Source organism: Stenotrophomonas sp. YJH_SMC_32 (genome assembly GCF_059369975.1).
In genome coordinates, this window is record NZ_JCAFTE010000009.1 from 13,309 (window position 1) to 26,683 (window position 13,375).

Below are 13,375 nucleotides of genomic sequence, written 5' to 3' on the forward strand. Positions count from 1 at the left end.
GGCCATGACAGCGGCCCCCATGACTGATGCACGTACCCGCCAGGCCGATGCCCTGGTTGAAGGCCTGCAACGCGAAGCCGGCGGCAAGCTGACCGTGTTCCTCGGTGCGGCGCCGGGCGTGGGCAAGACCTACGCCATGCTGACCCGCGCGCAGGAACAGCTGCGCCGCGGCGTCGACCTGGTGGTGGGCCTGGTGGAAACCCATGGACGCACCGATACCCAGGCGTTGCTGGAGGGCCTGCCGCAGCTGCCGCTGAAGGACGTGGCCTACCACGGCCATGCCCTGCAGGAGATGGACCTGGACGCCGTGCTGGCACGGCATCCAGCGCTGGTGCTGGTGGACGAACTGGCCCATCGCAATGCACCGGGCAGCCGTCACGAGCGGCGCTGGCAGGATGTGATGGAGCTGCTGGACGCCGGCATCGATGTCTGGACCACGGTCAACATCCAGCATCTGGAAAGTCTCAACGACGTGGTGATGCGGATCACCGGCGTGCGGGTCAGCGAGACCGTGCCCGACGGCGTGCTCGACCGCCTGCACGACATCGTGCTGGTCGATCTGCCGCCGCGCGAACTGATCGCGCGCCTGCAGCAGGGCAAGGTCTATGTGCCGGAACAGGCCGCGCAGGCCCTGCAGGCGTTCTTCTCGCCGGCCAACCTGACCGCGCTGCGCGAACTGGCGATGCAGGAAGCCGCCGACCGCGTCGACAGCAGCCTGCGCGAAACCCGCGCCGCGCGTGGCGAAGGCAATCTGCCCCTGCGTCGCGGCGTTCTGGTGGCCATCGACGGGGGCGGCCAGAGCGAATACCTGGTGCGGGTGGCGCGGCGCATCGCAGAGCGCCGCGACGCACCGTGGACGGTGGTGACCGTGCAGGGCCGGCGCCAGGACGAGGCGACCCGGCGCGAGATCGATGCGGCCTTTGCGCTGGCAAGGCGGCTGGGCGGCGACGCCGAACTGCTGCATGGATCGAGCATTGCCGATGCCCTGCTCGACCACGCCGCACACAACGGCGTGTCGACCCTGGTGCTGGGCCGTACCCGCGAACGTCCACTGGCACGGATGTTCAACCGCACCCTGACCCAGCAGCTGATCCAGCGTGGCGCGCATTACGAGATCACCATCATCAGCACGCCGCAGGCACGCGCACGCTCGCGCCGCGAGAGCCTGCTGCCGCCGATGCGCGGCATCAGCTACGAGCCTGCACAAGCCCTGATCGCGACCGCATTGGCCTGTGCGGTGGCGTGGCTGGCCGAACACTGGGTGGGCATGGCCGACCTGTCGATGGTGTTCATCGTCGCGGTGGTACTGGTGGCTGCACGCACGCGCGCCAGCGTGGCGGTGATGGCCGCGATCCTGTGTTTCCTCGCCTACAACTTCCTGTTCATCGCGCCGCGCTTCACCTTCGCCATCGGTGCACGCCAGGGCGTGATCACCGTTTTCCTGTTCCTGGCCGCGGCACTGGTGGCCGGGCGCCTGGCCTCGCGCCTGCGCATGCAGGTCATCGCGCTGCGTGCGGCCAACCGCCATGCGCGCGCGCGCCAGCAGCTGGGACGCCAGCTGGCCAGTGCGGCCGGCAACGGCGAGGTGGCACAGGCGGGCCGCCATGCGCTGGAGCAGGCCCTGGACGTGCCGGCGTGGCTGCGGATCGGCACCGATACCGCCGCCGGCGGCCGCAGCCAGCCCGGCGATACCGACCTGGCTGCCGCCGACTGGGCGCTGCGCCACGGCCAGCCCAGCGGGCGTTTCACCGATACCCTGGCCGGCGCGCAATGGTGGTTCCTGCCGCTGCTGGACGGCGAAGACCGTGCGATCGGCGTGGCCGGCCTGTACCTGCCCGGCGCACAGGCGCGCCTGCTGCCCGAGCAGCGGCAGCTGGCCGAAGCGATGGTCGATGACATCGCCCAGGCCGCGCTGCGCACGCGGCTGGTGGCGGAACTGGAGCAGGCGCACGTCAGCAACGAGACCGAGCGGCTGCGCTCGGCCCTGCTCTCCTCGGTGTCGCACGACCTGCGCTCGCCGCTGGCGGCGATGATCGGGTCGGCCGACAGCCTGGCCAGCTACGGTGCGGCCATGGATACAGCCGATCGCCGTGCTTTGCTGGACACCATCCTGGTCGAGGGCGAACGGCTGGACCGCTACATCCAGAATCTGCTTGACATGACCCGGCTCGGCCACGAAGGGCTGAAGATCAACCGCGACTGGATCGGCGTGGACGAGCTGATCGGCTCGGCGGCACGGCGCCTGCAGCGCTACCAGCCAAAGGTGCGGCTGGAGCTGGACATTCCAGCCACGCTGGCACCGATCTGGGTGCACCCGGCGCTGGTCGAACAGGCCGTGTTCAACGTGATGGAGAACGCGGCCAAGTTCTCGCCGCCCGACGCCGCCGTGCAGGTACAGGCGCGCGAGCTGGACGGCCAGCTGCGCATCGACGTGATCGACGCCGGCCCCGGCATTCCCGATGACGAGCGCGCGCGCATCTTCGACATGTTCTACAGCGTCGAGCGCGGTGACCGAGGCCGCCACGGCACCGGCCTGGGCCTGACCATCTGCCAGGGCATGATCGGCGCACATGGCGGCAGCGTGCAGGCGCTGCCCGGACGCGACGGTCGCGGTACCCTGATCCGCATCACCCTGCCCCTGCTCAAGCCAGCCTCCCACGATGAGCCCGACCCCGATTGATGCCAGCGTGCCGGCCGCACGCGTGCTGGTGATCGATGATGAAACCCAGATCCGCCGGTTCCTGGACATCAGCCTGCGCGCGCAAGGCTACCAGGTGCGGCAGGCCGCCACCGGCCAGGAAGGCCTGCAGCTGGCCGCCAGCGAGGACATGGACCTGGTGATCCTGGATATCGGCCTGCCGGACATGGAAGGCCACGAGGTCCTGGAACAGCTGCGCCAGTGGAGCCAGGTGCCGGTGATCATGCTGACCGTGCGCGCCGGCGAAGCCGAGAAGGTGCGCGCACTGGATACCGGCGCCAACGACTACGTGACCAAGCCGTTCGGCACGCAGGAACTGATGGCGCGCGTGCGGGCGCTGCTGCGCACGCGCAGCGTGCCGACCGATGGCACACCGCCGGTGTTCGACGATGGCCACCTGCACGTGGACCTGGTGCGTCGCGAAGTCGCCCTGCAGGGTGAGCCGGTGGCGTTGACCCGCAAGGAGTACGCGCTGCTGTCGCTGCTGCTGCGCAATGCCGGACGGGTGGTGACCCAGCCGCAGATCCTGCAGGAGATCTGGGGGCCGACCCATCAGCACGACACCCACTACCTGCGCATCCTGGTCGGCAAGCTGCGGCACAAGCTGGGCGATTCGGCGCTGGATTCGCGCTACCTGTTCACCGAGCCGGGCGTGGGGTTGCGGTTCAAGGGGTAGTGCCGGCCGCTGGCCGGCAACTGCAGGGTGTGTGAGGTTCATGGGCTTGCCGGCCAGCGGCCGGCACTACCCATTCTGCTGCAGCTTCCAAAGGGGTCAGAACCCCAGCGGGGTGTCGCCCAGCACTGGTTGCAGCTGGCTGCGGAACAGGGCCTGGATGCGTTCCAGTGCCGCCTCGTCGTTGCCTTCGAAGCGCAGCACCAGCACCGGCGTGGTATTGGAGGCACGCACCAGGCCCCAGCCATCGGCGAAGTCCACGCGCAGCCCGTCGATGGTCGACAGGCGGCCACCCACATACGGGTTGTCCGGGGACTGCGCCGCCGCCACCAGCATCGCCACCAAGGCATGCGGCGTCCCGTCGGCCACCGGTACCTTCAGCTCCGGCGTGGCGACCATTTCCGGCAGCTCGCCCAGCACCTCGCCCGGCGTTTCCTCGCGCTGGGCCAGGATCTCCAGCAATCGCGCAGCGGCGTACAGACCGTCGTCGAAACCGAACCAGCGTTCCTTGAAGAAGAAGTGGCCGCTCATCTCGCCGGCCAGCTCGGCATCGGTCTCGCGCATCTTCGCCTTCATCAGCGAATGCCCGGTCTTCCACATCAGCGGGCTGCCACCGTTGCGCAACACGTGGTCGGACAGCTTGCCGGTGCACTTCACGTCGTAGATCACCATCGCGCCCGGATTGCGCATCAACACATCGGCAGCGAACAGCATCAGCAGGCGATCGGCGTAGATGATCCGGCCTTCGCCGGTCACCACGCCCAGCCGGTCGCCGTCGCCATCGAAGGCAACGCCGAGATCGGCGCCAAAGCGCTTGACCGTCTGCACCAGGTCTTCCAGGTTGGCCGGTTCGCTCGGGTCGGGATGATGGTTGGGGAAGGTGCCGTCGACATCGCAGTACAGCGGAATGACGTCGGCGCCGATCGCTTCCAGCAGCTGCGGCGCCAGTGCGCCGGCCACGCCATTGCCGGCATCGGCCACGACCTTCAGCGGACGGTCCAGCTGCACGTCATCGGCGATGCGCTGGATGTAGTCGGCACTGACATCGCGCTGCTGGTAGTCACCGGGCTCAGCGGCCTGCACCAGGCGGCCCTCGACGATGCGCTGGTAGAGATCGGTGATGGCATCGCCGGACAGCGTCTCTCCGCCAATGACCACCTTGAAGCCGTTGTACTCGGGCGGATTGTGGCTGCCGGTGACTGCCACGCAGGTGCCGGTACGCAGATGGAAGGCGGCGTAGTACACCAGCGGGGTCGGCGCCAGGCCGATGTCGATCACCGCGCAGCCGGCACGGCGCAGGCCCTCGGCCAGCCCAGCCGTCAGCTCGGGTCCGGACAGGCGGCCATCGCGACCGATCACCACCTCGCGCAGGCCCTGCTCCAGTGCCACGGTGCCGATGGCCTGGCCGATCAGCGCCGCGGTCTTCGATGTCAGTTCACTGCCCACCACGCCGCGGATGTCATAAGCACGGAAGATGCCGGCGGCCAGCTCTTCAGCGGGCACTGGCGGTGGCGGCGGTGGCGCGGCATCGCCACTGTCGGTCACAGCGGCCTCGGGTGGCGGCGCCTGCTGCAGGCTCTCGCTCAGGGTCGGGCCATGGTCGGCCTCGGACGCTGCGGCGCGGCGCGGCAAGGGCAGCGACTTCGGCAGTCGGTCACGTCCCACCACCAGCAACACGGCAATGAACGCCAGCAGCAACGCCACAATGGCGCTGGCCAGCGCGCCCAGGCCCAGCGGACCGGCGTCGACATTCGGCACCGACGCGACCAGTCGCAGCGGCGTGCCTGCCACCGGGCGCGCCAGCGCTTCGGCGCTTTCGGACAGGCCCGCGTTGCCCTGGGTGACCAGATCGAAGCCACCCTGGCGCAGGCCAAGGAAGCCGGCGGACGGCGCACGCACCTGGTCCAGCGGCGAGGTCAGCCGCAGCAGCGGTTGGCGGACATAGATCACGGCCGGCCCCAGGCTGCCCAGCTGCACTGGCGCAGCCAGGCCCAGGCGATTGCCGCCACCATCGCGGACGACGCGCAGGCTGGGTTTGCCCTCAGCCACCGCCGCTTCCAGCAGGGCCAGGCGTGCATACCCGAAGGTGGCCGGATCGGCATAGGCGTTGGCCAGATCGGCCGTCAGCACCTCGACCTGCTCAACCCCGGTCCAGCTCTCGCGCACGGCCAGCGCCGCTGCAGCGGCATCGCCGGCCTGCAGCGCCTGCTGCACGCGATCGTTCTTCAACTGCTGCTGCAGCTGCTGCAATTGGCCTGCAGCGGCCTGCTGCAGGCCCTGCACGGCCTGGTCGCGCGCTTCTTCCAGCGCCTGGCCGTTGGCCTCCTGCCGCCATTGCTGCACCGCGCTCCATCCGAACCAGCCGGCCAGCAGGATCAGCAGCACCCCCAGTAGTGGTGCACTGCGACCCAACGACCGTCCCCGCTGTCCTTCCCCGATGCCGCTCATCGATGTCCCCTGTCAACGCACCCCGGTATGGCCGAATCCACCCGTGCCCCGCACGCTGTCGGTGAAAGTATCCACCACCTGCAGGCTGACGCGGGCAATCGGAACCACCACCAGCTGCGCGATGCGATCGCCGGGCTCGATGGTGAAGGCCTCGCGGCCACGGTTCCAGACGCTGATCAGCAGCGGCCCCTGGTAGTCGGCATCGATCAGGCCGGTGCCGTTGCCCAGCACGATGCCATGCCGATGGCCCAGCCCGGAACGCGGCAGGATCACCGCGCACAGGTTCGGGTCGGCAATGTGGATGGCCAGGCCGCTGGGCACCAGCGCGGTGTCGCCCGGCTGCAGGGTCAGCGCGGTATCCAGCGCCGCGCGCAGGTCCATGCCGGCGCTGGCTTCGGTGGCGTAGGCCGGCAGCGGCCAGCTGTCGCCGAAGCGCGGATCGAGCAGCTTGACCTGCAGCGGTTGGGAAAGGGATGCCTGGGTCATGCCTGGAGTCTCCGCGCGATCAGCGCCAGCAGTTGTTCGGCCAGTTCGCGCTTGGAGGTGGCCGGGAATACCTGTTCACCGTCCTGCCAGAAGGCCGTGGCGGCATTGTTGTCGCTCTCGAAACCACCGCCACTGATGCCGACCTGGTTGGCGATCACCAGGTCCAGGCGCTTGTCGATCAGCTTGCCGCGAGCATATTTCTCCACGTCATGGGTCTCGGCGGCAAAGCCGACCACCAGCTTCAGCGACTGCGTCTGCGCGGCGACTTCGGCCAGGATGTCCGGCGTGCGCACCAGCTCGATCACCAGCGACTGGCTGTCGGCGGTCTTCTTCAGCTTCTGCGCGGCGACCTGGCGCGGGGTGTAGTCGGACACTGCGGCGGCACCGATATAGATGTCGGCGGGCAGCGACTTCAGTACGGCATCGCGCATCTGCGCGGCCGAGCGCACGTCGATGCGCTGCACGCCCGGTGGCGTCGGCAGCTGGACCGGGCCGCTGACCAGCACCACCTGCGCGCCCAGCGCGGCGGCGGCAGCGGCCAGGGCAAAGCCCATCTTGCCGCTGCTGCGGTTGCCGACGTAGCGCACCGGATCGATGTCTTCGTAGGTCGGGCCGGCACTGATCAGCAGGCGCAAGCCCTGCAGGGCACGGGTTTCCGGCGCGGCAACCGTCGCAGCGGTACCGCCATTGGCCACCAGCGCGGCCACGATGTCGCCCGGTTCAGCCAGCCGGCCGGGGCCGGATTCACCTTCGGCCAGCGGGCCATCGACCGGGCCGATCACCTGCGCACCGCGCTGGCGCAGCAGGGCGATGTTGGCCTGGGTAGCCGGATGCAGCCACATCCGGTGGTTCATTGCCGGGCAGATCGTCAGCGGTGCGGTGCTGGCCAGGCACAGGGTGCTGACCAGGTCATCGGCATGGCCCTGGGCCAGCCGCGCCAGCAGATCGGCGGTACCCGGCGCGACCACGATGCGGTCGGCCCAGCGGGCCAGCTCGATGTGGCCCATGGCCTGCTCGGCGGCGCTGTCCCACAGCGTGGTGCGGGTCGGCTGCCCGGACAGGGCCTGGAAGCTGAGCGGAGTGACGAACTGCTGGGCACCGGCGGTCATCGCCACCTGCACCTGGGCACCGGCATCGCGCAGGCGCCGCACCAGCTCCAGGGCCTTGTAGGCCGCGATCCCGCCTCCGACGCACAACAGCAGTTTCTGGCCTTCCAGCGCGCGGGCCGGCGCGGGGGAAGCGTTGGGGGAGTCAGCCACCTGGAATTCCTGTGCAAACGAGGGCATTAGCTTACCCGATGGTCGGTAATGTCCCGGTGCACAGCGCACATAGCGGGCGGCTATCAGCAGATGGGACTTGCACCACAACGCTTCCGGGGTTCAAGACACCGCGATTCGGAACTTTCCTATACCTGTAGGCCGGCCACGTTTGCAGAATCGTCAGTGGCCACCGCTGGTGTGCCGCTTCGCTTTTCGAGGATCCCGCGTGCACCCGCGCATCATCATCGCCGACGACCATCCCGTCGTCCTGCACGGCATCCGCATCGTGCTGCAGACCCATCTGATGGAGGTCGTCGGCAGCGCGCGTGACGGCGCCCAGCTGCTGCAGCTGGTCGTGCACCACGGCTGCGACGCGGTGCTGACCGACCTCTCCATGCCGGGTACCGGCCCGGATGGCCCGGAACTGATCGCTGAGCTGCGCGCACGCCACCCGGGCCTGCCCGTGGTGGTGCTCACCGGCGCCCGTCACCCCGGCCTGCTCGATGGCCTGCTGCGTGAAGGTGTCAGTGGCCTGGTCGACAAGTGCGCCGATTTCGGCGAGTTGCCGCAGGCCCTGAACGCAGCCATGGCCGGGCAGGTGTTCGTCTCGCAGCAGTTGCGCCATCACCTGCAGGCGCGCGACCTGATGTTCGCGCGTGAACCGGCGGCGCTGTCGGCCCGCGAACAGGAAGTGCTGGACCTGTTGGCCGCCGGGCTGAAAGTGAACGCCATCGCCGTCCACTGCGGCCGCAGCCCGAAAACGATCAGCCGGCAGAAGGCCGAAGCCAAGCGCAAGCTGGGGCTGCAGAACAACCAGGAGCTGTTCGCCTATCTGCAGTCGCGACGCGACTGAGGCAACAGCCTACCCGGGCGTGCGCCCTGCCCTGATGGGACGCATCACCCGCGCTGGCGATGATGCAGGCATGCCCATCCATGACTGGCCCGAGCAGGAACGTCCCCGCGAGAAGCTGATCGCCCGCGGCCCCGCCACGTTGTCCGACGCAGAGCTGCTGGCGCTGTTCCTCGGCTCTGGCTTCGGTGGACGCGACGCGGTGCAGACCGCCCGCGACCTGTTGCAGGCGCATGGCCCCCTGCGCGTGCTGCTGGACCGCCCGGCCCGCGAGCTGGCCCGGTTGCCGGGGCTGGGGCCGGCACGAAGCTGTGCCCTGGCCGCCGGCCTGGAACTGGCCCATCGCTACCTGGCCGCCGAGCTTCAGCAGGGCGAGGCGGTCGGCAACAACCCAGCCGCGGTCGGCCGCTACCTGCAGCACCGCCTGCGCGGCCAGGCCCGCGAGATCTTCATGGCGCTGTTCCTGGACAACCGCCACCGGCTGATCGCCTGCGAGGAACTGTTCCAGGGCACCATCAATGCCGCCCCGGTCTACCCCCGCGAGGTGGTGCGGCGAGCCCTGCTGCACAATGCGGCAGCGGTGATCCTCAGCCACAACCACCCCTCCGGCGACCCGGAACCCTCCGGCGCCGACACCCGGATCACCGATGAACTGCAGCAGGCGCTGGCACTGGTGGACGTACGCCTGCTGGACCACTTCGTGGTCGGCGAAGGCCGCCCCGTTTCGTTTGCTGAACGGGGCCTGCTGTCCCCGCCCCAGCCACGCCTGTTCGGCTGAGCGGGCCTGACCAGGGCCGGGCAGGTACCCCCCACAGGCATGTTCTGGTCAGCGTGGGCGCGGGTATCTGCGCTAAAATGGGCGATTCCGCCGCTCATTCTCACAGCAGGCCTCGTGAAAAATCTCCTCCGCGCCCTGATCAGCCAAGGCATCGAAGCCTTGCGCGCCAATGGCACCCTGCCCGCCGACTCCCTGCCGCCGGACTTCGTGGTCGAGCGCCCGAAGACCCGTGACCATGGCGACTTCGCCACCAACGCCGCGATGCTGCTGGCCAAGGCCGCGCGCAGCAATCCGCGCGCACTGGCTCAGGCGCTGGTCGAGGCGCTTCCGCGCAGCGAGGACGTCAGCAAGGTCGAGATCGCCGGCCCCGGCTTCATCAACTTCCACCTGGCTCCGGCTGCGTACCAGCGCGAAGCCGCGTCGGTCATCAAGGAAGCCCACGACTACGGCCGCAACCTGTCCGGCAATGGCCGCACGGTGGGCGTGGAGTACGTGTCGGCCAACCCGACCGGCCCGCTGCATGTCGGCCATGGCCGCGCGGCGGCGATCGGCGACTGCGTGGCCCGCGTGCTCGATGCCAACGGCTGGAACGCCAAGCGCGAGTTCTACTACAACGACGCCGGCGTGCAGATCGAGAACCTGGCGCTGTCGGTGCAGGCCCGCGTGAAGGGCATTGCGCCGGACCAGGAAGGCTGGCCGGAAGGCGGCTACCGCGGTGAGTACATCGCCGATGTTGCCCGCGCCTACATGGCCGGCGCCAGCGTTGACCTGGAAGGCACGCTGGTGGTCGGCGCCAAGGACCCGGACGACATGCAGGCGATCCGTCGCTTCGCCGTGGCCTACCTGCGCAACGAGCAGAACCTGGACCTGGCCGCCTTCGGCGTCGACTTCGACATCTACTTCCTGGAAAGCTCGCTGTACGCCGATGGCAAGGTCGCCGAGGCCGTGGCCAAGCTGCAGGCCTCCGGGCACACCTACGAGGAAGGCGGCGCGCTGTGGCTGCGCAGCACCGATTTCGGTGACGACAAGGACCGCGTGATGCGCAAGTCCGACGGCACCTTCACCTACTTCGTACCGGACGTGGCCTACCACCTGTCCAAGTGGCAGCGCGGCTACGAGCGCGCGATCACCGAACTGGGTGCCGATCACCACGGCTCGCTGGCGCGCGTACGCGCCGGCCTGCAGGCGCTGGAAGTGGGCATCCCGCAGGGCTGGCCGGAATACGTGCTGCACCAGATGGTCACCGTCATGCGCGGCGGCGAGGAAGTGAAGCTGTCCAAGCGTGCCGGCAGCTATTTCACCCTGCGCGACCTGATCGAGGAGGCCGGCCGCGATGCGACCCGCTGGTTCCTGATCGCGCGCAAGCCCGATTCGCAGCTGACCTTCGACATCGACCTGGCCCGCCAGCAGAGCAACGACAATCCGGTGTTCTACGTGCAGTACGCGCACGCCCGCGTCTGCAGCCTGCTGCGCCAGGCCCAGGAAAAGGGCCTTGTGTACGAGCAGGGCAATGGCCTGGCCAATCTGGGCCGCCTGGCCGACGATGCCTCGCTGGGGCTGATGAACGAGATCTCGCGGTATCCGGAAGTGGTGGAAGCGGCCGGCGTGGCGCTGGAGCCGCACCTGGTGGCGCAGTACCTGCGTGAATTGGCGCATGCCTTCCACACGTGGTATCACGGGACGCCGGTGCTGGTGGACGACGCTACCGATCGCAACGCCAAGCTGACCCTGGCCTGCGCGGCGCGCCAGGTGCTGGCCAACGGCCTCGAACTCCTGGGCGTGAGTGCCCCGGAAAAAATGTAAGCATCAGGAGACGCAGTACACATGGCAGCACGACGCGGCAAAACCCAGGCACGACGCAACAGCAGCAGCCAGGGCACCCCCGGATGGGTGTGGCTGGTGGCCGGTGTGGCGATCGCCGCCGTGGTGTTCCTGGCGGCGCCGAACCTGTTCAAGGGCGAAGGCGATGGCTTCCTGCGTGCCGGTCCGCAGCCGAACCCGAACGCGCAGCCGGCCCCGGTCGCTGATGCCGACAGCGATGTCGGCAGCCAGCCGGCCGCGCAGCCGGCCACGCCGAAGCCGGCCGAACCGGAGAAGCCGGCCGCGACGCAGTACGACTTCTACACCCTGCTGCCGGGCAAGGAAGTGGAAATGTCCGACGCCGAACTGGCCGCCAGCGCGCGCGCCGAGGATCAGCGCCGGGCCAAGGCCGAAGCGTCGCGCGCGCAGGCCGCGCTGGAGGGCAAGCCGGTACCGCCGGCCAGTACGGCCACGCCGGCACCGACCGCAACGGCCAGCGTCGCAAGCACCGCGCCGGTAACCGCGACCAACCGTCCGTTGCCGGCACCGCTGAGCGAGCGCCCGGCCGCGGCAACCCCGTCGGCCAGCATGGCGGCCGCCACTCCGGCGCCGCGCGCGGAAAGCGCGCCCGCCGCATCGGCACCGCCGGCATCCGCAGCTGCACCGGCGGCCGCCGACAACGCCCGCTACATCCTGCAGGCAGGAGCCTTTGGGGCTTCCGGTGACGCCGAAGCCACCAAGGCCAAGCTGGCCATGATGGGCCTGGCGGCACGCGTGGAGTCGGCGCAGATCAACGGCAAGACCGTGTACCGCGTGCGCATGGGCCCGTACGGCAGTGCCGGCGAGTTGTCCGAAGCCAAGCAGAAGCTGGATGGCACCGGCCTGCAGGCGATGGCGATCAAGGCGCAGTAAGCCTGCCGATGTGAATGAAAAAGCCGGGCAGTGCCCGGCTTTTTCGTTTCTGTAGAGCCGAGCCATGCTCGGCTGAATCCAGACGAAGCCGAGCATAGGCTCGGCTCTACAGGACCCGCGAAGCAGGTCAGCCCTCGCGGGCGACCTGGAATCCGGCAAACGACTGGCTGACCGGCATCAGCTCCAGCCGGTTGATGTTCAGGTGCGGCGGCAGGCTGGCCACCCAGAAGATCTGCTCGGCGATGTCTTCGGCGGTCATCGGGTTGGCGCCGCTGTAGAGCTTGTCCGAGGCGTTCTGGTCGCCATGGGTACGTACCACGGTGAATTCGGTTTCGGCCATGCCCGGCTCGATCGTGGTCACGCGCACGCCGGTGCCGTGCAGGTCCGAACGCAGGCCCAGCGAGAACTGGCTGACGAAGGCCTTGGTGCCACCGTAGGCGTTGCCACCCGGGTACGGGTAGACGCCGGCCACCGACGAGATGTTGATGATCGCGCCCTTGCGCTCCACCAGCTGCGGCAGCAGCCGGTGGGTCAGGGTCACCAGCGCGGTGATGTTGGTGTCGATCATCGTGGTCCAGTCCGACAGCGTGGCGCTCTGTGCCGGCGCGGTGCCCTGCGCCAGGCCAGCGTTGTTGACCAGCAGGTCGATCTCGCCAAAGGCCGGCGGCAGCGCCAGCAGGGCCGCCTCCATCGCCACCGCATCGCGGATGTCGAAGGCGGCGGCGTGCACCACGTCCTTGCCGTAGCGCTCGACCAGCGGCTGCAGGCGTTCGCTGCGGCGGCCCGTGGCGATCACTTTCCAGCCGGCCTGGGCGAAGCGGTGGACGGCGGCGGCGCCGAAGCCGGACGTGGCGCCGGTAATCAGGACAGTGCGGGTCATCAGGCAACTCCAGGGGGGAAAAACCGGACGCCCATTCTGGCATTCCCGGCCCGTCCTGAGTTGCCCGCCGTCCAGCCGTCCCCCCGGCTCAACGCACGCGAAACACTCTGGCCTTGGGCAGGTCTTCGTCGACCTGCAGGAACCAGCGCCCGGCAATTCCAGGAACAACGGCGATCTGCGGCGACTGCAACACCTTGCGCAGCTTCATCTGTCCCTTCATCACCTGCCATTGCTGGCCGTTATCAAGGGTGAACAGCGTGCCGGGCTGCCAGCCTGCGACCTCTCCGACTACACGGGCACTGACCGGTTCGTCATCCAGGCCCAGATGCATTGCTGCCGGTGCCGGCACATTGGCAGGCAGCGGCGCAGCGACCGGGGCCACCGCTGCCGTCGACGCAGCGGTCGTGCTCTCTGCCTCGCGCAGTACCCGGTTCAACGCCTGCAACTGCGCTGGGCTGAGCCCGACCTCGGCCAGTTGGGATGCACTGAGGCGCCGCTCGACGGGTACGAAGCGGTCCTGGGCGAAGGCAGCGAAGCTGCCGGCGAGCAGTAGTGCGGAAAACAGATACCGGCGCATGCAAGGGTCCCAGC

At 69.0% G+C, this 13,375-nt stretch carries 11 protein-coding genes; 6 read left to right on the plus strand and 5 right to left on the minus strand.

From position 1 onward, the window contains the following. Positions 1 to 19: 19 nt before the first annotated feature. Positions 20 to 2,680 (plus strand): ATP-binding protein, encoded by a 2,661-nt coding sequence (locus AC5P7S_RS12375; protein WP_053500336.1) that lies wholly within the window; start codon positions 20 to 22, stop codon positions 2,678 to 2,680. Continuing rightward, positions 2,661 to 3,374, plus strand: coding sequence for a response regulator transcription factor (locus tag AC5P7S_RS12380; protein ID WP_005420506.1), 714 nt, complete (start codon positions 2,661 to 2,663; stop codon positions 3,372 to 3,374). Before AC5P7S_RS12375 ends, AC5P7S_RS12380 begins: the two co-directional genes overlap by 20 nt. A 96-nt stretch (positions 3,375 to 3,470) precedes the next feature. Here the strand turns inward: AC5P7S_RS12380 and AC5P7S_RS12385 are convergent, their stop codons facing one another. Genes AC5P7S_RS12385 through coaBC form a run of 3 tightly spaced genes read right to left on the minus strand, consistent with a single transcriptional unit; the run spans position 3,471 to position 7,591 of the window. Continuing rightward, entirely contained in the window at positions 3,471 to 5,819 is a 2,349-nt protein-coding gene (locus AC5P7S_RS12385; RefSeq protein WP_095377912.1) for a phosphomannomutase/phosphoglucomutase, read from the minus strand. A 12-nt stretch (positions 5,820 to 5,831) separates the two neighbouring features. Further along, complete coding sequence (gene dut, locus AC5P7S_RS12390) at positions 5,832 to 6,305, minus strand: dUTP diphosphatase (protein ID WP_005420510.1); 474 nt, start codon at positions 6,303 to 6,305, stop codon at positions 5,832 to 5,834. Then, on the minus strand, positions 6,302 to 7,591 hold the full coding sequence (coaBC, locus tag AC5P7S_RS12395; RefSeq protein WP_095377911.1) for a bifunctional phosphopantothenoylcysteine decarboxylase/phosphopantothenate--cysteine ligase CoaBC: 1,290 nt from the start codon (positions 7,589 to 7,591) through the stop codon (positions 6,302 to 6,304). Before coaBC ends, dut begins: the two co-directional genes overlap by 4 nt. Before the next feature lie 199 nt (positions 7,592 to 7,790). Here coaBC and AC5P7S_RS12400 point away from each other — a divergent pair, with 199 nt between their 5' ends. The 4 genes from AC5P7S_RS12400 (at position 7,791) to AC5P7S_RS12415 (ending at position 11,904) form a co-directional block, all read left to right on the plus strand. Continuing rightward, on the plus strand, positions 7,791 to 8,417 hold the full coding sequence (locus tag AC5P7S_RS12400; RefSeq protein ID WP_005420514.1) for a response regulator: 627 nt from the start codon (positions 7,791 to 7,793) through the stop codon (positions 8,415 to 8,417). A gap of 70 nt (positions 8,418 to 8,487) precedes the next feature. Then, the gene (gene radC, locus AC5P7S_RS12405) at positions 8,488 to 9,192 is read left to right on the plus strand and encodes a RadC family protein (protein WP_014035697.1); all 705 of its coding nucleotides are present in this window, start codon (positions 8,488 to 8,490) and stop codon (positions 9,190 to 9,192) included. 114 nt (positions 9,193 to 9,306) lie between these two features. After that, positions 9,307 to 10,995 carry an arginine--tRNA ligase gene (gene argS / locus AC5P7S_RS12410; RefSeq protein ID WP_005420518.1) on the plus strand — a complete coding sequence of 563 codons (1,689 nt, stop codon included), beginning with the start codon at positions 9,307 to 9,309 and terminating at the stop codon, positions 10,993 to 10,995. Between the two features lie 21 nt (positions 10,996 to 11,016). Beyond that, positions 11,017 to 11,904 (plus strand): SPOR domain-containing protein, encoded by an 888-nt coding sequence (locus AC5P7S_RS12415; RefSeq protein WP_095377910.1) that lies wholly within the window; start codon positions 11,017 to 11,019, stop codon positions 11,902 to 11,904. Positions 11,905 to 12,031: 127 nt separating this feature from the next. Here AC5P7S_RS12415 and AC5P7S_RS12420 read toward each other — a convergent pair whose 3' ends face one another. Then, entirely contained in the window at positions 12,032 to 12,784 is a 753-nt protein-coding gene (locus AC5P7S_RS12420) for an SDR family NAD(P)-dependent oxidoreductase (RefSeq protein ID WP_005420523.1), read from the minus strand. An 88-nt stretch (positions 12,785 to 12,872) separates the two neighbouring features. Further along, positions 12,873 to 13,361: a hypothetical protein gene (locus AC5P7S_RS12425; protein ID WP_005420525.1), complete on the minus strand. Its 489-nt coding sequence runs from the start codon at positions 13,359 to 13,361 to the stop codon at positions 12,873 to 12,875. Positions 13,362 to 13,375 lie beyond the last annotated feature (14 nt).